This window comes from Mariniflexile sp. HNIBRBA6329, from assembly GCF_043558645.1.
Lineage (GTDB): Bacteria > Bacteroidota > Bacteroidia > Flavobacteriales > Flavobacteriaceae > Mariniflexile.
The window spans coordinates 514,074-536,753 of sequence record NZ_JBIFXS010000001.1 but is presented as its reverse complement, the minus strand read 5'-3'; the positions used below and the strand labels follow the sequence as shown (position 1 = coordinate 536,753).

At 30.4% G+C, this 22,680-nt stretch carries 21 protein-coding genes; 2 read left to right on the top strand and 19 right to left on the bottom strand.

Features of this window, described 5'->3' with window-relative positions; translation table 11 throughout:
- The first annotated feature begins 7 nt into the window (after positions 1-7).
- A complete protein-coding gene (locus ACGK9U_RS02190) occupies positions 8-235 on the top strand; it encodes a uracil phosphoribosyltransferase (RefSeq protein ID WP_394464725.1) in 228 nt (75 codons plus the stop codon).
- Here the strand turns inward: ACGK9U_RS02190 and purD are convergent.
- The gene (gene purD, locus ACGK9U_RS02185) at positions 230-1,501 is read right to left on the bottom strand and encodes a phosphoribosylamine--glycine ligase (protein ID WP_394464724.1); all 1,272 of its coding nucleotides are present in this window, start codon (positions 1,499-1,501) and stop codon (positions 230-232) included. The two genes, ACGK9U_RS02190 and purD, sit on opposite strands and share 6 nt — an antisense overlap.
- 156 nt (positions 1,502-1,657) lie before the next feature.
- Between purD and ACGK9U_RS02180 the strand changes: the two genes are divergently transcribed.
- Complete coding sequence (locus ACGK9U_RS02180; protein WP_394464723.1) at positions 1,658-2,965, top strand: phenylacetate--CoA ligase family protein; 1,308 nt, start codon at positions 1,658-1,660, stop codon at positions 2,963-2,965.
- Here the strand turns inward: ACGK9U_RS02180 and ACGK9U_RS02175 are convergent.
- The 18 genes from ACGK9U_RS02175 to ACGK9U_RS02090 all read right to left on the bottom strand — a co-directional run bounded on the left by ACGK9U_RS02175 (position 2,949) and on the right by ACGK9U_RS02090 (position 22,664).
- Positions 2,949-3,728 carry a glycosyltransferase family 2 protein gene (locus ACGK9U_RS02175; protein ID WP_394464722.1) on the bottom strand — a complete coding sequence of 260 codons (780 nt, stop codon included), beginning with the start codon at positions 3,726-3,728 and terminating at the stop codon, positions 2,949-2,951. The two genes, ACGK9U_RS02180 and ACGK9U_RS02175, sit on opposite strands and share 17 nt — an antisense overlap.
- 6 nt (positions 3,729-3,734) lie before the next feature.
- Complete coding sequence (locus ACGK9U_RS02170; RefSeq protein WP_394464721.1) at positions 3,735-5,144, bottom strand: exopolysaccharide biosynthesis polyprenyl glycosylphosphotransferase; 1,410 nt, start codon at positions 5,142-5,144, stop codon at positions 3,735-3,737.
- 7 nt (positions 5,145-5,151) lie between these two features.
- Positions 5,152-6,138, bottom strand: a complete 987-nt coding sequence (locus ACGK9U_RS02165; RefSeq protein ID WP_394464720.1) for a UDP-glucuronic acid decarboxylase family protein — start codon at positions 6,136-6,138, stop codon at positions 5,152-5,154.
- A complete protein-coding gene (locus ACGK9U_RS02160; RefSeq protein ID WP_394464719.1) occupies positions 6,135-7,448 on the bottom strand; it encodes a UDP-glucose dehydrogenase family protein in 1,314 nt (437 codons plus the stop codon). The genes ACGK9U_RS02165 and ACGK9U_RS02160 overlap by 4 nt, the downstream gene beginning before the upstream one ends.
- A complete protein-coding gene (locus ACGK9U_RS02155; protein WP_394464718.1) occupies positions 7,445-8,491 on the bottom strand; it encodes an MraY family glycosyltransferase in 1,047 nt (348 codons plus the stop codon). Before ACGK9U_RS02155 ends, ACGK9U_RS02160 begins: the two co-directional genes overlap by 4 nt.
- Positions 8,492-8,660: 169 nt before the next feature.
- Positions 8,661-9,743 (bottom strand): DUF1972 domain-containing protein, encoded by a 1,083-nt coding sequence (locus ACGK9U_RS02150; protein WP_394464717.1) that lies wholly within the window; start codon positions 9,741-9,743, stop codon positions 8,661-8,663.
- A 25-nt stretch (positions 9,744-9,768) separates the two neighbouring features.
- Positions 9,769-10,998, bottom strand: a complete 1,230-nt coding sequence (locus ACGK9U_RS02145; protein ID WP_394464716.1) for an O-antigen ligase family protein — start codon at positions 10,996-10,998, stop codon at positions 9,769-9,771.
- Position 10,999: 1 nt separating this feature from the next.
- Entirely contained in the window at positions 11,000-12,253 is a 1,254-nt protein-coding gene (locus ACGK9U_RS02140; protein ID WP_394464715.1) for an O-antigen ligase family protein, read from the bottom strand.
- Positions 12,254-12,293: 40 nt separating this feature from the next.
- Positions 12,294-12,980 carry an acyltransferase gene (locus ACGK9U_RS02135; protein ID WP_394464714.1) on the bottom strand — a complete coding sequence of 229 codons (687 nt, stop codon included), beginning with the start codon at positions 12,978-12,980 and terminating at the stop codon, positions 12,294-12,296.
- Entirely contained in the window at positions 12,967-14,073 is a 1,107-nt protein-coding gene (locus ACGK9U_RS02130; protein WP_394464713.1) for a glycosyltransferase family 4 protein, read from the bottom strand. Before ACGK9U_RS02130 ends, ACGK9U_RS02135 begins: the two co-directional genes overlap by 14 nt.
- Before the next feature lie 93 nt (positions 14,074-14,166).
- A complete protein-coding gene (locus tag ACGK9U_RS02125; protein ID WP_394464712.1) occupies positions 14,167-14,973 on the bottom strand; it encodes a glycosyltransferase family 2 protein in 807 nt (268 codons plus the stop codon).
- A gap of 21 nt (positions 14,974-14,994) precedes the next feature.
- Entirely contained in the window at positions 14,995-16,278 is a 1,284-nt protein-coding gene (locus tag ACGK9U_RS02120) for a flippase (RefSeq protein ID WP_394464711.1), read from the bottom strand.
- A 318-nt stretch (positions 16,279-16,596) separates the two neighbouring features.
- Positions 16,597-17,460, bottom strand: a complete 864-nt coding sequence (rfbD, locus tag ACGK9U_RS02115; RefSeq protein WP_394464710.1) for a dTDP-4-dehydrorhamnose reductase — start codon at positions 17,458-17,460, stop codon at positions 16,597-16,599.
- Positions 17,457-18,002: a dTDP-4-dehydrorhamnose 3,5-epimerase gene (rfbC, locus tag ACGK9U_RS02110; protein ID WP_394464709.1), complete on the bottom strand. Its 546-nt coding sequence runs from the start codon at positions 18,000-18,002 to the stop codon at positions 17,457-17,459. The genes rfbD and rfbC overlap by 4 nt, the downstream gene beginning before the upstream one ends.
- A 5-nt stretch (positions 18,003-18,007) precedes the next feature.
- Positions 18,008-18,868 carry a glucose-1-phosphate thymidylyltransferase RfbA gene (rfbA, locus tag ACGK9U_RS02105; protein ID WP_394464708.1) on the bottom strand — a complete coding sequence of 287 codons (861 nt, stop codon included), beginning with the start codon at positions 18,866-18,868 and terminating at the stop codon, positions 18,008-18,010.
- Complete coding sequence (gene rfbB, locus ACGK9U_RS02100) at positions 18,869-19,912, bottom strand: dTDP-glucose 4,6-dehydratase (protein WP_394464707.1); 1,044 nt, start codon at positions 19,910-19,912, stop codon at positions 18,869-18,871.
- Positions 19,913-19,914: 2 nt separating this feature from the next.
- Entirely contained in the window at positions 19,915-20,964 is a 1,050-nt protein-coding gene (locus tag ACGK9U_RS02095; protein WP_394464706.1) for a hypothetical protein, read from the bottom strand.
- Between the two features lie 14 nt (positions 20,965-20,978).
- Positions 20,979-22,664 carry a DUF6909 family protein gene (locus ACGK9U_RS02090; protein WP_394464705.1) on the bottom strand — a complete coding sequence of 562 codons (1,686 nt, stop codon included), beginning with the start codon at positions 22,662-22,664 and terminating at the stop codon, positions 20,979-20,981.
- Positions 22,665-22,680: the final 16 nt, after the last annotated feature.

Below are 22,680 nucleotides of genomic sequence, written 5' to 3'. Positions count from 1 at the left end.
TAACGACATGAAAGATTTCTTTTACGCTATACAAGATTTATTTGTAAACTTATTGTTCAAACCTATGGATGCCTTAAGAGCATTAGAACTTGAAAATTGGTTTGCCGCAAGCGCCGTTTCTTGGATTTTTGTTATCATCGGGTTTGCCGCTATGGTTTATTGGATGAAGCAACTTAAAACATATAATGATAATAACGAAGAAGACAAAAGCATTTCTTCGCACTCATTTCTATAAATCGAATCCGATATCCTTACGATAATTCATCTTATCAAAATGTAGTTTTTCTATACTTTGGTAAGATTTTTTTATGGCTTCTTGGTACGTATTCCCGTAAGATGTTATCGCTATTACACGACCACCAGTAGTTACCACTTTACCATCTTTCAATTGTGCTCCAGCATGAAAAGGAATAGAATCTTCGATAGCGTTGATTCCTGTAATTTCCATACCTTTTTCATAATCTTCAGGATAACCACCAGATACTAACATAATGGTTGTTGCAGCACGTTCATCAATTTCAATATTAATTTTATCTAATGTACCGTTACCCATCGCTTGAAGAATTTCAACGAAATCATTTTTCAATCTTGGTAAAACCACCTCAGTTTCTGGGTCGCCCATACGTACGTTGTATTCAATAACTTTTGGGTCGTTCCCTACTTTAATCAATCCGATAAACACAAAACCAACATAAGGTAGATTGTCTTTTTTAAACCCGTTAATGGTTGGTTTTACTATGCGGTCTTCAATTTTAGCAAGAAATTCATCGGTTGCAAATGGCACTGGAGATACCGCACCCATACCGCCTGTATTTAAACCGGTATCGCCTTCACCAATACGCTTGTAATCTTTTGCTGTTGGTAGTATTTTATAATTTTTACCATCGGTTAATACAAAACAGCTTAACTCGATACCATCCAAAAACTCTTCAATAACCACTTTGGTACTGGCTTGACCAAATTTAGAATCGACCAACATGCTTTTTAATTCGGCTTTAGCTTCATCTAAATCATTTAAAATAACAACACCTTTTCCTGCTGCTAATCCATCTGCTTTCAATACATATGGCGGCTTCAACGTTTCTAAAAAAGCAAAGCCCTTTTCAACAGTATCTTTCGTGAAACTTTCATAAGCTGCCGTTGGAATGTTGTGTCGGTATAAAAACTCTTTAGCAAACTCTTTACTGCCTTCTAAAGTTGCGGCTTCTTTTTGTGGTCCAATCACCTTTACGTGGTTAATAGCATCATCATTTAAAAAATAGTCGTGTACGCCGTTTACCAATGGGTCTTCTGGCCCTACTACAACCATATCAATGAGTTCTTTTAAAACCAATTCTTTAATAGCATCAAAATCATTCACGCCAATGTTAACATTAGTAGCTACGTTTGCTGTACCAGAGTTTCCAGGAGCCACAAATAAGTTGTTACATAAAGGACTTTGAGCAATTTTCCAAGCGAAAGTATGTTCTCTTCCGCCAGAACCAAGAATTAGAATATTCATTGTATTGTTTTTTTAGATTCCCATTTTTATGGGAATGACAAATTAATGTTTTTTAATGCAACGCATTAAAAGTGATTTTTCGAATGCAAAAATAAAATTAATGCTACGAAATTCACGAATATTTTTTATTTACTTTACCAAAAAATATCCTTTAACTTGAATTTGTTCAATCTTTCATTAAAATTTAATGGTTTTCCTATTGAAAAAGCCAAAAATCTTTTGGGTTCTATTCATAAGATAGATGACTCCGAGTTAAAAATTCATATTGAAACAAAAAAACAAGACATTGTTTCATTTCATTTAGAGCACAATCCATTTTATAGAAGGTTTGCAAAAGATGTTAATCCGTTAGATTGGAGCAGCATTCCCGTAATGACCAAACGACAATTGCAACAACCTTTAAGCGAGCGACTTTCGGATGGTTTTTCTAAAAAAAATGTTTACATTAATAAAACCTCTGGTTCATCTGGCGACCCATTTATTTTTGCCAAAGATAAATTCTGCCATGCACTAACTTGGGCAGGTTTTGTTGACAGATATAATTGGTTTGATTTGGATTTTAACACCTCGAAACAAGCACGTTTTTATGGTATTCCTTTAAATAAAACTGGCTACTATAAAGAACGGTTTAAAGATTTTTTAAGCAAGCGTTATCGCTTCTCCGTCTTTGATTTGGGTGATGCCCAACTTGAAAAGAACCTGAACATATTTAAAAATATCAAGTTCGATTACATTAATGGCTATACCAGTTCCATTGTTCAATTTGCCAAATATTTACAACGAAACAACATGGTTCTAAACACCATGTGCCCCACTTTAAAAGCCTGCATTGTTACTTCTGAAATGCTTTTTGAAGAAGATAAAATTCTTTTAGAAACACAATTGGGTATCCCAATTATAAATGAATATGGCGCTGCCGAATTGGGATTAATCGCGTTTCAAAACACCAAAAATGAGTGGATTGTAAATACCGAAGATTTGTATGTTGAAATTTTAGATGAAAACAATCGGGTTTTGCCTTATGGTGAAGAAGGTCGAGTGGTTATTACTTCATTTTACAATAAAGCACATCCGTTTATTCGATACGATTTGGGAGATATTGGTAAACTTTCAAAAGAAAGTACGCCAAATAAACCCATTTTGGAAACTTTAGTTGGCAGAACAAATGATATTGTTAAGTTGCCTAGTGGAAAAAAATCAGCTGGTTTAACCTTTTATTACGTTACAAAAACCGTGATTGAAGATGGTGGCAACGTAAAAGAATTTATTATTGAGCAGCTAAAACTTGATACGTTTAAAATAAGCTATTCAAGTGGTTATGAACTTTCCGAAGAAAAATTAATCACTATTAAAAATGTTATTACTAAATATTTAGAGCCGAATTTAACGGTTCTTTTTGAAAGAAAAACAGCTTTAGAGCGTTCTGCTAGAGGTAAATTAAAACAATTTAAATCGTATTTATAGAAACAACCAGTTTTGATTTTACAAAAAAGTGTTCATATAAAAACACCAACATATAGAAAACAGATTTTAAAGTTGAAAACCCCAAGCCTTTTCTATAAACCAAATAATTATGCTTAAGGAGATTGATTTTGTTTGAAGACATCGAATCTTTTCTAACCCGATAATACGCCAGCGATTCTTGAATGCCTTTGGCGGGTTTTCCAGACTTTTTAATAGCCAACAACCACAATGCCCAATCTTGACGTTTTTGCAGATTAGGAACCTTTATTTTGCCCAAAACCTCAGCATTGTACATGCCTGTTAAGTTACCTATGTAATTACTTTTTAAATATTTTTGATAGGAGAGTTCAGGCAACGCTTTTATTAGTTCATTCAACGGTTTACCTGTTTCATCTATTTGTTCATAACTGCTATAAGAAACATCGCAATTATTGGTTTCCATAAACTTTATTTGAATTTGAAGCTTTTGGGGTTTCCATAAATCATCAGCATCTAAGAATGTTATGTATTTTCCTTTCGATGCTTCAATACCTCTATTTCTCGAAATGGCGGCGCCTAAATTGGTGTTGTTCTTAAGGAGTTTTATGTTTGGATATTGGTTAGTAAATGGAGTAATAATTTGTAATGTTTTGTCTGTTGAACAGTCATCTATTAAAAACATTTCCCAATTTGCATACGTTTGACTAATAACACTGTTAATGGTTTCTGAAATATAAGCTTCAGAATTGAACATGGGAGTTATTATGGAAACTAACGGTTTCAACGATTGTTAATATGCTTTTTCTTCGCCTTTAAATATATTGAACGATGTTTGGATGATAATTTTTATATCTAATAATAACGACCAGTTTTCAATATAAAAAATATCGTACTTTACTCTGTTGATGATGTCTTTGTCGGTTTCTATTTCTCCTCTAAAACCTTTTATTTGAGCTAGTCCTGTTATACCTGGTTTTACATGATGCCTGTATATGAAATTGTACTTGTCAATTACTTTAGAATATTCATCAGTATAAGAAAGCATATGTGGTCTAGGTCCAACCACACTCATATCTCCCTTTAAAACGTTAATAAATTGAGGCAACTCGTCTATACTTGTTTTTCGCAAAAATTTACCAATGCTGGTAACCCTACTATCATCTTGCTTAACGTAGGTACCTTTAACTTCTTTTGTTGTTGTTAATGATCTAAATTTATAACAATAAAACTCTTTATAGTTAATTCCATTTCTCTTGTGTCTATAAAACAATGGCCCTTTAGATTCTAACTTGATTAAAATGAACAAGATTATTGAAAGCCATGATAAAACAAAAATGAGTATGGCTAATGAAAACATTACATCGAAACTACGTTTAACAACTTTATTAAAATCATTATTCAATACACCTTCCTGAATAGATAGCACTGGAATGTAGGTATAATAATCTGTACGAAGTCTTTTTGTAAAGAGTTTAGAAGTATTTGGTACAAACTTAATATTACAATGATTTATGTTAGCATACTTTACATATTCATTTACTTCTTTTTCTGAAAGTTCATCAATTGCACAATATATTTCATCTATGTTTTGATTTTTTTCTAAAAAATCAAAACTATCGGATATTGTTCCTGTAATGTTTTTAGATTCAGAATTAGTAAAGACACCTATTAAATTATAACCCAGTTCATTCCGGTTTACAAAAAATTCTTTAAGCTCTTCCGTACTTTCACCACTACCAACAATAATTACGTTTCTTAAATTTCCTTTTAAAAATGTCCGAAAGGTTTTTAAAGCAAAAAAACTAACTAATTTAATTAATGCTATTGCTGCAAATACATAAAGTAAATAGTTTAAAGTAACAAATGCCGGTATTTTTACACTTCTAAAAACCCCTAAAAAAGCATAAACAATGACCGCATATACCAAAAATTGCTTAACTAATAGAGATAAAATATTTAAGGCAGAAGTATATCTATAAACTTTATAAAAATTTAATATAAAGCTTGAGGACAACCACAAAATGGTAGAATATAGTGCATATAATAAATTTTTATTGTTTAGTATATCTGATGAAAAAAAATACAGATTTTCATCATTTAAGTTTAAAAAATAAAACGCAAAGATATTTATAACTAATAGATCATATACAATTAACAGAGGTCTTAATAGCCATGAATATCTACCGCGTTTATACTCCATAAGCCAATTATTTATTTATGTAACTGGAGAAATCTTTATGCTCACTTTTATAAAGTTCATCTTCGGTTAATCCCTTAAAATAATCATAGGTTATTTTCATACCCTCTTCTCTACTCACTTTTGGTTCCCAGCCCAATAGCCTTTTTGCCAAGGTTATATCGGGTTGTCTTTGCATTGGGTCGTTTACTGGTAAATCTTTATATATTATTTTTTGAGTAGTTCCTGTTAACTTTATAATCTCTTCAGCAAAATCTTTAATGGTTATTTCGTGAGGATTTCCAATGTTTACAGGTTCAGCATAATCACTGAGTAACAATCTATATATCCCTTCAACTTCGTCATCTACATAGCAGAATGAACGTGTTTGAGAACCATCGCCAAAAACTGTTAAGTCTTCTCCTCTAAGCGCTTGCCCCATGAAAGCAGGAATAACTCGCCCGTCGTTTAGTCTCATTCTTGGCCCATAGGTATTAAAAATACGCACTATTCGTGTTTCAACACCATGAAACCTATGGTATGCCATGGTAATAGATTCTTGAAAACGTTTGGCCTCATCGTACACACCTCTTGGCCCTATAGTATTTACATTGCCATAATAATCCTCTGTTTGGGGATGTACCAAAGGGTCTCCATATATTTCAGAAGTAGATGCAATAAGTATCCTTGCTTTTTTTGCTTTTGCGAGTCCTAGTAGATTATGTGTCCCCAATGAACCAACTTTTAAAGTTTGGATTGGAATTTTCAAATAATCTATAGGGCTTGCTGGTGATGCGAAATGTAAAATATAATCTAAATCTCCATCTATTTTGATATACTCCGTTACATCATGTTCTATAAACTCAAAATTTGGATTTTGTAGTAAGTGTGCAATGTTTTTCTTATCCCCTGTTATAAAATTATCCATTCCGATAACTTTATATCCTTCTTTAATAAAACGATCGCTTAAATGAGAACCTAAGAAGCCTGCAGCTCCTGTAATTAATACTTTCTTCATAGCTCTACTGTTTTTCTTCCTATTGAACTGTAATAAAAACCTTCGTTCTTTATTTCTTCTAGGTCATATAAATTTCGACCATCAAAAATTACAGAATGTTTTAAGTTTGACTTTAACTTTTCAAAGTTAGGCGTTCTAAACATACTCCATTCAGTACAAATAATCAATGCATCCGCACCTATCGTTGCATCATCTTTATTTAAAGTATATTCTATTCTATCTCCAAACTCTTTTTTTACATTTGGCATGGCTTCAGGATCAAAAACTTTTATTATTGCTCCTTGTTCTAGTAATTCATTTATAATATACAATGCAGGTGCTTCTCTAATATCATCAGTTTCCGGTTTAAATGCCAATCCCCATATAGCAAAGGTTTTTCCTTTCAAATCATTATTGAAAAATGCCTTAATTCTAGGTATTAAAATTTTCTTTTGAAAATCATTTGCTTTAATAACAGCATTCAAAATACCAAAATCATAATTTGAATCTTTGCCTGATTTATGAAGTGCCTTAACATCTTTTGGAAAACATGACCCGCCATAACCAATACCAGGAAATAAAAATCGTTTTCCAATTCTAGAATCAGTTCCCATACCTGCTCTAACTTTATCTACATCTGCGCCAACAATTTCGCAAAAATTGGCAATTTCATTCATGAATGTAATTTTGGTTGCTAAAAATGCATTTGCAGCATATTTTGTTAATTCGGCAGATTTTTCATCCATAATTATGATAGGATTTCCCGACCTAACAAATGGCTTGTAAAGCTTCATCATTAATTCTGTAGCTCTTTCAGAGCTAGAACCTATTACAATACGCTCGGGTTTTAAAAAATCGTCAACAGCAAAACCTTCCCTTAAAAATTCTGGGTTTGAAACTACATCAAAATCTACTTTAGCATTTTTTGAAATGACCTCTATTACCTTATCGGCAGTACCAACTGGCACGGTACTTTTATCAACAATGACTTTATAACTTTCAATAAGCTTCCCTATGTCTTCTGATACACCTAAAACATATTTTAAATCGGCAGAACCATCTTCATCTTCTGGTGTAGGCAATGCTAGAAAAATAATATCGCCATGATCCAAACCTTCTTTAAGAGATGTAGTAAAGTTTAATCTATTTGCTTTAATATTCCTTTCAAACAATATATCTAAATGAGGCTCATAGATAGGTACTTTCCCTTTTTGCATTCTTTTTACTTTGTTTTCATCTATGTCTACACAAAGCACTTCATTTCCTGTTTCAGCTAAACATGTGCCCGTTACCAAACCCACATATCCTGTTCCTATTACTGATATTTTCATTTATTCTTTTTTCCAATTATATTTTTCCCTTTTTCTTTAACCTTGTTTACTTTTCTTTTAAAGCGAATTTTTCTTCTGAGGTTTGCAAAACTATAGTCAAAACTATAAAATAAATAACCAAGAATTATAACCGTTACTGCTAAAGTAGTTGATAACCAAAAATTATAAGATGAACTTCCTAAAATTATAAATAGATAAACAAAAATTAAATTAAAGCCTCCAATTATCAAACTTGCTTTTCTGTGGGACATTTTAAAATAATCGATTAATATATGGTGCGTATGATTTCTGTCGGCTGAAAATGGGCTTCTCTTTCTTACTATTCTAATTGTAAAAACCCTTGCTGTATCGAATAATGGAACAATTAATATACTAATAGCAATTAACGGAATATTCTCTATTAAAAAAGGTAAGCTATCATATTTTTCAGGTGACAATGCTAAAAACTTAAGAGTCAGGATGCTAATAATAAATCCTACTATTAAAGACCCTGTATCTCCCATGAAAATTTTCTCTTTTGTACTTGATAAATTATATTTTAAAAATGCAATCAAGCATCCATTTAACGTTAAACTAATCAAAAGAAAAAAGTATTCTTTTGTCATAAAAAATATAGTTGCGTAAATTATAAGTATGACAATACCAACAATTGCCGCCAACCCATCAATACCGTCTATTAAATTATAGGCGTTTATAACTGTTAACATAATAAATGCCCCTATTAAGTAATATACATAAAGGGGTATTTCATAAATGCCAAAAAATCCATTTAATGAATATATAGTAAACCCTTCGTTACTTAATATAAATAGAATTGAAACTAACTGTGCGGCTAATTTGGAATATGGAGAAAGAACAACTAAATCGTCTTTTAAGCCAACAATAAAAAGTATAGTTAATCCAGGAACAAAATAGATAGACTCTTCATTATCACACCATACCCTTAGAAAAAAAAGAGCTAATATTAACGTGTAGAAAAAAGATACGCCTCCTAATGTAGGTGTTTGTTTTGTATGGGAACTTCTACTATTAGGCTTATCCATTAACTTTTTGTACTCTACCAAAGCAATAATCTTTGGTATTGTGAGGAGCGTTATTAAGTAGGCTCCGAAAAAATAAAGTATTGGATAATAAAATTCCACAAGTTAATTGTTAGATTCTTCAAAAGTATTAAATTAATTATATTATTGTAGAATTCCTTTTGATTAAAAACTAAACAAAGAGTTTTTTATATTTATCGCTTATAATATGCCATTTATACTCTTTTAATGAAATCTCTTTCATTTTAGTTGAATTATACTTAAGTATATTAGGGTTTTCGGAAATTAATTTCAAATTAGCCACTAGTTCTTCTTTGTTTTGAAAATATAAGGCTTCGTTGTGCGTAGTAAACTTATTATATGAAACATTGAAAGCTAATATTGGCAGCCCAAGGCACATAGCTTCAACTAATGAAGGGTTTGTTCCCCCTGCACTATGACCATGAATATACAAAAAACAATTGCTCCTAATTTCATTTAGCTGATCTTGGTTGTAGATTGGGTCCAATAAGTGAATATTCTTTTTGTTGTAGTTTTTTTTTAAGTTTTTCCCGTATTCATTATTATTCCAATTGCCAACAATAACAAGATTTGTTTTAGATTCTGAAAATGCTTCTAAAATCAAATGGATATTATTTTCAGGTTCAATTCTACAAACCTTAAAAGCAAACGTTTTGGGCAAATTGTATTTATCTATTGTTTCCTGCTTTAGGCCTACATTAAAAACATGATCACCACCATATGAAATTAAATGGCTGCTTTTTGAATATGAAAATGTAACATGTTCCCGAATACCTTCATTATCTACAACAACATGATGACTATATTTAACGGCAATTTCTTCTTGTTTTTTTAAATATTTTTTGGCAAGACTTCCCCATTTATCTCTTTTCCACTCTAACCCATCTATATTTGTTATTATTTTTTTTTTAGTTAAAAGCTTAACAAAAGGTAATACAAAAGCTCCACTTACACCTAATACAAGTATCACATCTGCATACAAAAGCGAATGTAAGACGGATAAAACATCGTATAAAATACTAGATATCCCATTTGCTTTAAAAGGTAAATAAACAAGCTTTGCGTTTATGTGCTTCTTAGGATATGTATCATAGCTTTTTTTGCTGCAATAAACTGTAAAATCAAACCCTCCTCCTAAATTATCGACTAGATTTTCAACTAGTGTTTCAAAACCACCATATTTTGCCGGAATACCTACTGTTCCTATAACGGCTATTTTTTTGTTTTTTAACATTCCTAAAATTTATATGTAACGTAAACTATACCTTTTTATATTTTGAAAAATACATTAATGAATTTAATAGTACAAAAAAAACAATACCTCTATGCAGCTTTAAATTTGACTCAGTTAAAGACATGAACGAGAAGGAAAATAAAAAAATTAGATATAAATAATCATTTTGTTTTATTGCTTTTTTAAAACAGACAAATAAAATGATTAGGAAATATAGTAGCCCAATTACCCCAAAACTAACAAAAAACTCTAAAAACTGATTGTGCATGTTTAATCCTAAATATCCTGCATCGTCCATTTTATGTTTCTTATAAACATCATCTATTAATTCTTGGCTATCACCAGATCCTGTCCCAATTAAATAATTGTTGTTTTTCATTTCTAAAAGCACAAATTTCCAAGTAATCAACCGCAGTGTTGCCCCTGTAAAAGGATCGTTGTACAAAAATTTATCTTTTGACAATAGTTCCCATTTTGAAAATAATGATTCTTGAATTCTCTCTTTGGTGGTTGTGAACCTTAATAAAAAAAGAATGGATAAACTAAATAACACCAACAACCATTTTTGGTTTTTATAGTTTTTAATTAATGTTATTAAAAAAATAAGAATAGAAACAAATAAAATGTTTTTTGATGAAAGTAAGATGAGCATTAAAATATCAAAAAGAAATAATCCTATCATTAAGGAAACAGGAATGTTTTTTTGTTTTTCAAAATAACCGTAAACGAAAATACTAAGTGAAAAAAGTAAATAAAGTGAAAAATATACTGGATGAAAATCTAAAATAGATGTTAACTCAGTATAATAAAAATTTTCAGCTTTTCCCGTTTGTAAAAAATTAAATAAAGCTACAACCAAGAAAAATAAAGCGAACAACTGTGTTGCAATAGCAAATGGAATTAAAGTTTTAAATCGTTCTTCTTTAGTAGAATGAATTCCTAAAGAGAAAATAACTGGTAAAATAAACCAACTTATATTTCTTTCCAGTAACCTAAAAGCTATATGAATATTGTTTGAATAAAAAAGGCTCGCCACATAAAACAAGTAAAAGCCACTGAACAATAACGCAATCAAATTAAAAGACTTAGCTGTTTTGTGGTAAAAAATCTGTTTAATTATTGAAAAAACAACAAAAACTATTAACAAAAAGCTACTAATATTGATAGGTAATAACAACCCTACCATTGAAATGCTTAACAGTACAATTTGTGTTTTATTCAGATCGCTTTCGTTTATTTTAATTCTAGTAAACATACTATACGGTTACAGTGTTAGATTCTTTTCTAGCTAGGTATAAAAATATCCCTAAAATCAAGACGGAAATATCCTGCAGGTTATAAATACCTGTTATTACTAAACTTGTAAAAATGAAGTACAAAGCCGTACCAGATATTAGCCTTAATAAGATAGTATGATTATCGTTGTTAGCCGAAATATAAACTTGTCTATATAAACTTAATAGCATAAACAAATACAAGAACAACCCTAAAATTCCTGTTTTAAAAAAAATATAAACATATCCATTATGCAAATGCGGTATATACCTTAAACCGTTTTCACCACCAATTGGTGCTTTAAATTTTAAATCTATTAAAGCCCCAAAACCTTTTCCCCATACATAATTAAGTATATTGTATTCCATTTGCTCTAAAGCCATTCCTGCTTCGTAAGCTCTCCAATGATCAAAAATTTCTTTATGGTCTCGCGGATTATAACTCTTTGGTGAACTAAAAACTTCAGCTGGCGCATTTCGTATTTTATAAAATAAATTTTGAATCCCCGGGCTTTCTGAGTCCAATTCCAGAGTAAATAAATAAGAATAAAAAACTCCAAAAATTATTAAAAATAGGGTAATATACTTAATAGCCTTTTCGGTAAGTTTTGTATATCCCATTAAAGAAATATACAATATAAAAAAACCTAAAATCATCGTTCTAGAAAAATATAGGAACGAAGAAATTAAAATTAATAGAAACATGAACCTTGATGCTGTCTTTGAATTAAAAACTTTGAAATAATTATATCGCTTTTGGAAAAAAAACAATATAAGTGCAAAAAGCTCAATAAAACTATCTGCACCTCCTACTCTTCTTATTTCCGACACGGAAATGGCATTTAAATCGCCAAAAAATATCTTGTACAGATGACTAATTGCCATTAAAGATGCTGTATAGATTATTGTTTTAATAATAAATTTAGAGCTATTAATTTTTTGAGCTAACAAATACCCTGTTATAATTACAATTATAGGCTTTGAGAAATGAGTTATATCTCTTATTATATCATAATAAGTATGATTATGAAAGATTCCTATAACAATACCCAAAATAAATATCATACTTAAAACAAGAATTACATTTAGCAAGGTGACAGATAATAACAGCTTTTGTTCTACGAATAAAAGAAACAAGCAAAATAGTGAAGACGCAATTACAAATTCCAACTGAGGAAATAATGTTTGAAAAAAAACAAGTAAAAAAAATATGATTTTGTATATAATTCTTTGCAAGATTAAATATTGATTGTTATGTTAATTTATAAAATTGATTTTATATTTTCTTTAATATTTTTGCTGGCACTCCTCCAATGAGGCAGTTGCCATCAAAACTTTTTGTAACAACCGCTCCTGCCGCAACAACTGTTCTGCTTCCTAGACAAACTCCATCTAAAATTTTAGAGCCACTTCCTATCCAACAATTATCATTAATATGAACTCCTATTCTAGTTTCCCCTTGTTGATTTAAAAACCCTGAACCTTCAAATTTATGGTTTTCAGAAAATATCATTACTCCTGGACCAATAATAACATGGTTCCCAATATAAACTCCACCTTGTCCTCCGATAAAAGCATTGGCGTTTATTCCTGTATTATTTCCAATAATCACTCCTATTCCCTTTTTTGCAATAACACCAGTGCAGACAATTATTGAGTTTCTTTCAATAGATACATTATTGCCAAATTTTATTCCATTTACTGAAAGTGCGTCTAAAAAGACATTGTCTCCTAAAATTAAATTTTTGCCAGCAGTAATTAATTGACTTTGTCTAATTTTAACATTTCTACCCTTAAAGAATAAGCCATTTGTTTTTATAAATAAAAGTTTTGAGAAAGTCCCCCTTACAACTTGGAAAAATCTATAGTAAATAACCTTCATCAATTCTACATTAGAATATTCTGATTCAATTTTATAATTACTATCTCCTTTTAATTTTGAAATTAATCTATCTATTTTCATTGTTTAACACAAAATTAAATATCTCATTTATTTGTTCTGCTGTAACTGCCCAATCAAACTCTTTTGCTCTTTCTACACCAAGTTTCACTAAATTGTAATATAGCTTCTCATCTGTAAGTAATCTATTAATCTGATAGGCTAATTCTAAACTATCATTAGGGCTAACATATAAAGCTGCATTTGCACATATTTCTGGTAATGAAGTTGTATTTGAAACAATTACAGGAGTTCCTGATGCCATTGATTCTAATGGAGGTAATCCGAATCCCTCTGCAAAAGAAGGAAAACAGAATATATGTGCTAAAGAATAAAGCTTTGAGATATCATTGTCTGAAATGTAACCTGTAAATATAATTCTCTTCTCAAGTTTAAGATTTACAATCAACTTTTTTAAATTCAACATTTCAAGGTCTTCTTTACCTGCAATAACTAAAGAAATATCATTTAAATGACTTATAGCTTTCAAAAGGGTTGCAATATTTTTCCTAGAATTCAACCTTCCAAGATACAATACAAATTTTTCAGGTAGATCGTATTTTTGACGAAACTCCCCATTAATATCTTTTGAGTTTTGGTTTCCACATCCTTTATTAACACCATGATAAACAACAGAAATATTTTTTTCTTTTAAAAGATTATGCTTAATAATTCTTTTTTTTTCGCTCTCAGATATTGTAATGATATGGTTGGAAAATTTAGAAAGGTATTTAATTGGCCACAAATACAATCTTTCTTTAAATGTATAATACTCAGGGTAGTCCAAAAACAAAACATCATGAATATAATTAATACTCCTACTTTGAGCAAATGGACTTGAGAAATTTTGGTACAGTACTATGTCTAATTTCAATTTTCTAGAATAAATTGGAAGAAGTAGTACATTACTTATTGCATTATTTATTTTTCTCAAATATATTAAATGAACATTTTTGTCTAAAAAAGGAAATTCTCTGTTTTTATCTGATTTATTTAGAAATAAATAAAAAGTATCCTTTTTATTTTGCGCCAACAACTCTTTAACAATATTCCTTACAACAACCTTGCCACTTGGAGGGCCTTCAAAAAACCACTTTGCGTCTATTCCTATTTTCATTTTCATATTTACAATTTAATATTGTCTGCCATTATTAAACATTGTACTTCTAACATAAATTATTTACTTGTATTAAAAGAACACAAAAATATTTTATTTCTTTTTGTATTTTATTCCCTTAACAAATCTATTTACTGAAATCATACTTTTTGCAATTAAACACCCTGTTTTAGAAAAATGTTTAGAAGCATAAATTTTGTAGCCTTTTAACAATAGATTTTCTCTTGATTTATTAAAACCCACAAAATGAATATAACTTAAATTGGCTTGAAACACACATTTCTTTCCAATATTTTTCATTTTCCTACATAAATCAACATCTTCTACATACATAAAATAATCGGCATCAAAACCATTTATAGCTTCATAATCTGCTTTTCTAATGAGCATAAAAGCACCAGAAACCCAATCAACATCATACTGGATTAAATTAAATTTACCTGTTTTAAACTCGTTTCTAGTGTCGTTTAAAAAGGAAATTTTTAATAATTTGAAAGGTGACGGAAATCTCCCTACTGCAGAAATATATTCTTTGTTGGCATTAAGCATATTAATTGAGACAATTCCAGTTTCATCATTTTTATATAGCGTTTTAAGTGCAGGGGATAAATGATTTTGAATAATGGTGTCGTTATTTAGTAATAAAATTGTTTTTCCTTGTGCGTTCTCTACGCCTAAATTATTGCCTCTACCAAATCCTAAATTTTCTCCACTTGCTATCAACTTAACTTCTGGGAAATTAATCCTCAAAAAATCACAACTGTTGTCTGTAGAATTATTATCTACAACAATAATTTCAAATGAGACGCCGGAAAGATTCTCTTTTAAAGAATCAAAACATTTTTTAAAAAATGAAACTCCATTGTAATTTACTATTATAACCGAAAGTTCTATATCCATTCTCTTTAGGGGCTATTGGAATTACATAAAAGTATAAAATCCCAATTTTTTCTTAATAATTACAACAAAAATACTGTTTATTATAACATTTGTTATTAAACTTGAAGCTGCTGCACCAACTATTCCATAGTTTGGAATTAAAATAACATTTAAAATAACATTTACTATAAAACCTATTATAAATATATTTCTAACTAATTTTTGATTATTAGTCATATTTAAAATTTGGTCAACATTCCCTGTCATAGCATTAAACAATGCGCCTAGAGTAATGAGGGTTAAAGTTGTGCTCCCTGAAATAGATACTGTTCCAAAAAATGAAAGTATAAAATTGCTGAAAAAAATTAGAGTTAAAGCTAATGGGATTGTTAGTAAAATAATAATTTGAGTTGCCCTATTAACTACTTTCTTCATTTCGTTAAAATCATTCTTAAAAAATAATTCTGAAACTTTAGGTGTTATAACCACATTCATAGATACCACAAAAAAAAGTGCCAAAGACCCTATTTTAAAAGAAACATTATAAATGCCTATTTGACTCTCTGTTTGGAATTTTGCAAGCATCAATATATCTGTCCAATTAAGTAAAACTAAAAATACACCACTCATCATCATTGGCAAAGATTTATTTAAAATAACCTTGGTAGAAATTGGTGGGTGTTCAATTCTCCTTTTTCTAAAAAATATAACAAATAACCCAATAACTGCCGTTATAAACATAGACAATGTATATGCTAAAAAGGTGAAATAAGATTCAAGGTTTAACTTCTTGAAAAGCATCAAAAAAAGAATAAACAATACATTAGGTGCTATAAAAAAGAATAACCCATAAGTAACAAACTTTTTTAAAGACATAAAGTAATAACAAATTATTTCATGTAAAATCAAAAAAACCACACTTAAAGAAAGTATTTTAAAATAAGGAATTAATGTTGCTTTGTTGAAAAAATAATCTGCAATATCCTCGGCAAAAACAAAATACAAAACCGATGGTATTAGTGCTGAGGATACTGCTATTTTTAAATTTTTAAACAAAAACCCTATTGTTTTTTGTTCACAATTAAATTCTCCAGTAAAACTAACAAAGGCATGTGGTAATCCAAGAGCAAAAACCATAGTTGTAATTTGTAAAACTGTTAATGCTACTGAATATCTTCCAAATACAGTTTCTCCATAAAAGTTGGTTATAAACCACATGGTTAAAAAACTAAATACCATAGCTATCATCCTAAAAAAGAAAGTAATTCCTCCTTTGGATAAAACATATCTTATTGTATCTTCATCTTGTAGAATTTTTTTTAACATAATAAAGGAGCGAAGTCTCTATTTAAATTTATTAATAATTATGGCAAAAACTACTATTTATATCTTGTGGACAGAATAAAGAATAATAAGCGTTGCATATAAAAATCATTTATTATAGCATTGCAAAAGTTAAAGACATGTTTGTATTGGGTTATTTATTATAATACTTTTTTTGATCTAAAAAAATATTGGGTTGAAAAAAACTCTTCAAAAAACCCAAAAGTAATATTGTTTATAGCTATTGCAAAAGACTTTCCTTTAAAATTTTTAATCGAACTTCTAAGTATAATATTACAAAATATATGGTTTCTAATAGTTCTAATATTTTTTCAGAGTTTCTTCCCAATTTTTAATCTCAAGCCCAAAAGTCCTTTTTATCTTTGCTTTATCTAAAACACTATAATGGGGACGCTTTGCAGGTGTAGGGTAATTTATAGTTGGAATTGGCTGTAGCTCAATTTTAATGTTATTAATTTCAAATATTTTTTTTGCAAAATCAAACCAACTGCATATACCTTCATTACTGTAATGATATGTTCCATAAAAAGGAATTGATTCACCATTTTTTTGCATGTAACTGTCTTTACCAATTATATGTAAAATAACACCTGCTAAATCATAAGCATTTGTGGGGGTTCCTATTTGATCATTTACAATATTCAATTTCATGTTGGTTTCTGCTAAGCGCAACATGGTTTTTACAAAATTGTTTCCAAACGGAGAGTATAACCAAGATGTTCTTATAATTATGTGCTTTGAGCAAATTTGTTGAATAAAATTTTCACCTTTCCATTTGGTTTTACCATATACACTTAGCGGATTAGGCAAATCGGTTTCTTTATAAGGTTCGGTTTTCTCTCCATCAAAAACAAAATCAGTTGAAACTTGAATTAACACTGTGCTGTTCAATTCGCAAGTTAATGCCAAATTTTTAGGGCCTAAAGCATTAATTTGATAAGCCTTTTCTGGTTCTTTCTCAGCATTATCTACAGCCGTGTATGCGGCACAATTAACACAATAATCTATTGGACCATGTGACTTAAAAAAAGATTTTACTTTGTCTAAATCACTAATGTCTAATTCTAAATAATCTGTGTATATTATATTTAGATTATTGCTCTCAATATCTTTTATACAATTCCCTAATTGTCCGTTACTTCCAGTTACTAAAACAGTTCTCATAATCTAGCATTTTTTAAAACTGGTAATTGTAAATCCTTTTCAGAAATTACAAACTCCTTTTCATTCAAAATCCAATCAATGTTTAAATATTTATCATTAAATATAATGCCTCCTTCTGACTGTTTATTGTAAAAATTATCGCATTTGTAAGAAAAAATAGCCGTGTTGCTTAAAACAATAAAACCATGGGCAAAACCACGAGGTATAAAAAGTTGTTTTTTATTTTCTTCTGATAATTCTATTGAAATGTATTGCCCAAATGTTTCAGAATTTTTTCGTATGTCTACGGCAACATCTAGCACTTTTCCCTTTATAACTCTTACTAGTTTTGCTTGCGCGTGATCCCCAGTTTGATAGTGCAACCCCCTAAGTACTCCTTTTTTCGAAAAAGACTCGTTATCTTGAATAAAATTGACGGTGTTGCCTATTAATCTATTAAACGTATTTTGATTAAAGCTTTCAAAAAAATAACCCCTGCTATCTTCAAAAACTTTGGGCTCAAGCACAAAACAACCTTTTAATTTAGTCTCTTTTTCAATCATTATTTTTAATTAAGTAAGGCCAATAAGTTTTTACCATAACCGCTCTTTAACAAAGGCTGCGCGATAGCTTTAAATTGTTCAGCATCTATGTATCCCATTTCATATGCGGCTGCTTCAATAGACCCTATTTTAAGTCCTTGGCGCTCTTCAATGACTTCTACAAATTGAGAAGCTTGCATAAGCGATTGAAACGTGCCTGTATCTAACCAAGCTGTGCCTCTATCTAATATGCTAACATTAAGCTTACCTTGCTTAAGGTACTCTTTATTCACATCGGTAATTTCGAGTTCTCCCCTGTGACTTGGTTTTATACTCTTTGCTATTTCAACAACTAGATTATCATAAAAATAAATGCCAGGGACCGCATAATTTGATTTAGGGTATTCGGGCTTTTCTTCAATAGAAATCGCTTGTCCTTCGTTATTAAATTCGACTACACCATATCGTTCAGGGTCATGTACTCTATAGGCATAAATGATACCCCCTTCTGGATCATTATTTGATTGCAATAGCTTAGCCAGACCTGTCCCATAGAAAATATTATCTCCTAATATTAGAGCAACTTTGTCTTTTCCAATAAATTTTTCACCAATTATAAATGCCTCTGCCAATCCGTTAGGGGCTTCTTGAACAGCATATTCAAACTTACAGCCATATTTCTTACCATTACCTAACAAATCTTGAAATAAAGGCAAATCTTTTGGAGTAGATATTATTAACACCTCATTTATTCCTGCATACATTAAGGTAGAAAGCGGATAATAAATCATAGGCTTGTCATAAATAGGCATCAGTTGTTTGCTTACTGATAGTGTTAAGGGGTGTAGCCTAGTACCTGATCCTCCTGCTAATACAATTCCTTTCATTTAGTTATATTGTTTCGAGTAATATAATTGATATTCTCCACTGGTAACATTTTTTAACCAAGTTTCATTGCTTAAATACCAATCTATTGTTTTATTCAATCCTTCTTCAAAGGTTACTGATGGTTCCCATCCTAATTCCTTATTTATTTTTGATGCATCAATAGCATATCGTAAATCATGCCCTGGGCGATCCTTAACATATGTTATCAATTTTTCAGAACTACCTTTAGGTCTTTGCAATTTTTCATCCATTTGTTGGCATAATAACTTAACCAAGTCTATATTTTTCCATTCATTAAAGCCACCAATATTATAAGTTTCATGATTCTTTCCTTTATGAAAAACTAAATCAATGGCAATAGCATGGTCTTTTACATAAAGCCAATCTCGGGTATAATTGCCATCGCCATAAACTGGTAACGGTTTGTTGTTTATAATGTTATTTATAAAAAGTGGAATTAACTTTTCTGGAAATTGGTTTTGTCCATAATTATTGGAGCAATTGGTAATGATATATGGCATTCCATACGTTTCTCCGTAAGCTCGTACAAAATGGTCAGAACTTGCTTTTGATGCTGAATATGGTGAGTTCGGATCGTACGATGTTGTTTCGGTAAATAAGCCAGTAACTCCTAATGTTCCATAAACCTCATCGGTACTGATATGATAAAACAGTTTGTTTTCAAAATTGTCTTTCCATATATTTTTAAAAGCATTCAAAAGAATCATAGTGCCTATAACATTGGTTTTAACAAATGCTAATGGATCTTTAATAGATCTATCTACATGTGACTCTGCAGCTAAATGGATAATCGAATCAAACTTATGCTTATCAAATAACTCATTTATAAAAGTTTCATTTGTAATATCCCCTTTTATAAAAGTGTAATTTGGTTTGGCTTCAATATCTTTTAGATTTTCTAAATTTCCAGCATACGTAAGTGAGTCTAAGTTGAAAATATGGTTATTAGGATATTTTTCAACAAACAGTCTTACCACATGAGAACCAATAAAACCTGCCCCTCCGGTAATTAAAATTTTCATAACTAATGTTTTTTGTAATTCTTAAGATACTCATTAAGTGATAGAAGACCGAAAACACCTAACAAAATACTTAAAAACAAACATGGGACAAGAAATTTATAACTTTTGAAAAAACCTTTAATCTCAACACCTTTTCTTGGAAACTCAGAAATAACATTTAAAATACTAGACTTGTTAGCGCGTTCTTCATTTAGTCTAACAAGACCCATTTTTAATTCCTCCACTTTGTTTATTAATGAAAGTTCTTTATTTTCATTGCTACCGTTCTCACCAAGACTAATATTAGTACCTTGTATTTCGCGATCTGCTTCCTTAAGCATTACCTCTTTATACAGCTTTTGAAGTGAATCTATTTCTCTAATCTGTTTATTGTAAATGCTATCTTGAAGATTTATATTTACATCACTAATGTCCTTTTGAAGATTAAAATATTCATTTTTAGAAATAGAATTGATTATTGAAGACTGAATCTTTTTTGCTACACCATTATTAGTTGCAACAACAGATAACGTATGGAATCGAGCTTCTAACGAATTGAAGTTCTTAAGATAATCCTCCATATCTATTGTTTTTTGAGTTGTTGTATCTAAACTACGGACAAACTTGTCAAATAATATTACTTTTTGGTTTTCATCAGAATATGATTCCACTTTAAACTCCTTTAAAGTAAAAGCGTCTTTTTTTGAAATATTTAATGCTTCAGCTAAAGCACTAGAATCTTTTGCTTCAGCCAATTCATTATAAAAGTTAATATTATTATATAACTGTTGAACACTATTAAAATTTGGCTCTAACACCATTGTAGACATGTATTTAATTTGTTTATTGTTATCTAAATAAATTCCAATAACTAAGCCTACAATCCCTGCAATAGCAAACTTTATAATATGTTTTTGAACAAAAAGCAAAAACAAAATTATAACACCAAATATTCCTTTAAAAATATTGCCTATAGAATTAAATAATCTGGTAAAAGCATTTCCTATAAGTTTAAACAGCTGCCCTAAATCTACTTCTTCAGATTCTTTTGGTTTTGGTAAATCGTTACTCATTTTTTTAAATGTTGTTAATTAAATATTTGTTCTATTATTTTTCTTGTTATTAAATACGTTGGTTTTACCCCAGTGGTTCCTAAACCTCCCGATGCTAATGTAGCGCCTGTTTCTAAAGGGTTATCACTAGCATAATAAGCGTATCTTACTTTTACATCAGGTCTTATACTGCCCCGTACTTTTGAGGCTGCTTGTATGGCTTTTTGGTAATGTGCACCTTCCATTTCTAATCCAATAACGCGCCATGTTGAATTGTGAAAGAATTTTAAAATGTCTTTGTTTTGTAACGAGGTGCCTAAAACGGTAATCATAGTACCTTCATAAACATCAATACCCTGTCCTTCTAAATCTTTTTTTGAAAGCTCATTAACAAATGGATAATTATCGGCTGTTCCTTCAAAAATATGGGCAGTTGGTATCATGATGTCGCCTTTGCCTCCCTCTAGAATTCCTGCTTTACCCATAATAGAAATCGAATCTACATTCAAATGAATTTTATTCCCTTTTACTTTATAGGGTTTCAATAATTCATCAATAGTTTCGTAAGCTTGCTCGCCAAAAGCATAATCCATAACCAATATAACGGGTTTTTCAGAACTGATTTTTGCTTCATTTATTCGAATATCCAACCTAGATACATCTAGTTTACTCGTGTCAAGAATCTGCACATCTATTTTGGTTCCCGAAGTGTCTTCAATATAAATCATTCCGTTTTGTAACGCCTCTTTGGTCACTTTATTACGTAAATCATTATTCTCCCTCTTACTTAAAGACTCATATATACTATAAATATCTTTTGATGCTGAAGTTTTTAAAGTTGATGGCGCAAAAAGCGTGTTCATTACACTGTGCATATTGGCACTAATAATGTGTATTTGCCGTTTTAATAAACTGTTTTTAAAAAGAACTTCTTTTATAGTATTTGCCCAAATTTCACCATGAATATGATGTCCAAGTCGTTCTCTTAAAACAGGACTGAAGGTAATGGTTCGCTTATTATTATGAATTTGTTCATCAATGGCCAACTTTCCTAACCAATAAACAATATGCAACAAACGTTCTGGTTGTTCTGGTGTGGCAAAATCTGAATATACCGCTCTCAGTTCATTAAACGTTCGTCCTAAAATATTTGCGGTATGCGTTATCGCTATTTCGCGTTCGGTTTGCGTGAGTTTTTCTTTTGAAAAAAAAGCAGTTTCAAGCTTTTTCCAATCTCTTGTTGTAGCACCACTTTCATCAATTAAAACGCGATTGCTAATTTTGTGCGATTCTATAAAAAGAAACGTTAAGTGCGTTAAAATATCATAGATTTCTGAACGTCCTCGCGTAATCTCAATATTCATTTGCTCCGCATCAATTCTGTAGCAATTTCTACGTCTTTTTTCTGGAATTATAGGCTTAAAATGTGAATTTGAATAGCCTTCGTCACTTGTAAGGTTAATAAAAGTACATTCTTCTATACCAATAGGAAGTCTATCTATTACGTAAAGTAAACCTTCCAACTCAGCTTTTTCTTCACCTATTGAACCATAAATTTCTGGCCTTAGTAGTAATAGCGACTGGCGCAGTGTTTCACCCGAAATACCCATAGGTTTATAAAAACCACGGTTAAACAAGTGACGCATGGTAATATACATCCTTTCAATGGCATTAGAGCTTTCTTGGGCTCTAGTTCTTTCATGATGTTTTTTGTTACTCATACGCGTTTTTTACCGT

Excerpts from the sequence above, each read along its gene's own strand:
- ACGK9U_RS02190 (WP_394464725.1), top strand. The coding sequence starts at position 8 with ATGAAAGATTTCTTTTACGCTATACAAGATTTATTTGTAAACTTATTG.
- purD (WP_394464724.1), bottom strand. The coding sequence starts at position 1,501 with ATGAATATTCTAATTCTTGGTTCTGGCGGAAGAGAACATACTTTCGCT.
- ACGK9U_RS02170 (WP_394464721.1), bottom strand. The coding sequence starts at position 5,144 with ATGGAGTATAAACGCGGTAGATATTCATGGCTATTAAGACCTCTGTTA.
- ACGK9U_RS02165 (WP_394464720.1), bottom strand. The coding sequence starts at position 6,138 with ATGAAGAAAGTATTAATTACAGGAGCTGCAGGCTTCTTAGGTTCTCAT.
- ACGK9U_RS02160 (WP_394464719.1), bottom strand. The coding sequence starts at position 7,448 with ATGAAAATATCAGTAATAGGAACAGGATATGTGGGTTTGGTAACGGGC.
- ACGK9U_RS02155 (WP_394464718.1), bottom strand. The coding sequence starts at position 8,491 with ATGGATAAGCCTAATAGTAGAAGTTCCCATACAAAACAAACACCTACA.
- ACGK9U_RS02150 (WP_394464717.1), bottom strand. The coding sequence starts at position 9,743 with ATGTTAAAAAACAAAAAAATAGCCGTTATAGGAACAGTAGGTATTCCG.
- ACGK9U_RS02145 (WP_394464716.1), bottom strand. The coding sequence starts at position 10,998 with ATGTTTACTAGAATTAAAATAAACGAAAGCGATCTGAATAAAACACAA.
- ACGK9U_RS02135 (WP_394464714.1), bottom strand. The coding sequence starts at position 12,980 with ATGAAAATAGATAGATTAATTTCAAAATTAAAAGGAGATAGTAATTAT.
- ACGK9U_RS02130 (WP_394464713.1), bottom strand. The coding sequence starts at position 14,073 with ATGAAAATAGGAATAGACGCAAAGTGGTTTTTTGAAGGCCCTCCAAGT.
- ACGK9U_RS02125 (WP_394464712.1), bottom strand. The coding sequence starts at position 14,973 with ATGGATATAGAACTTTCGGTTATAATAGTAAATTACAATGGAGTTTCA.
- ACGK9U_RS02120 (WP_394464711.1), bottom strand. The coding sequence starts at position 16,278 with ATGTTAAAAAAAATTCTACAAGATGAAGATACAATAAGATATGTTTTA.
- rfbD (WP_394464710.1), bottom strand. The coding sequence starts at position 17,460 with ATGAGAACTGTTTTAGTAACTGGAAGTAACGGACAATTAGGGAATTGT.
- rfbC (WP_394464709.1), bottom strand. The coding sequence starts at position 18,002 with ATGATTGAAAAAGAGACTAAATTAAAAGGTTGTTTTGTGCTTGAGCCC.
- rfbA (WP_394464708.1), bottom strand. The coding sequence starts at position 18,868 with ATGAAAGGAATTGTATTAGCAGGAGGATCAGGTACTAGGCTACACCCC.
- rfbB (WP_394464707.1), bottom strand. The coding sequence starts at position 19,912 with ATGAAAATTTTAATTACCGGAGGGGCAGGTTTTATTGGTTCTCATGTG.
- ACGK9U_RS02095 (WP_394464706.1), bottom strand. The coding sequence starts at position 20,964 with ATGAGTAACGATTTACCAAAACCAAAAGAATCTGAAGAAGTAGATTTA.
- ACGK9U_RS02090 (WP_394464705.1), bottom strand. The coding sequence starts at position 22,664 with ATGAGTAACAAAAAACATCATGAAAGAACTAGAGCCCAAGAAAGCTCT.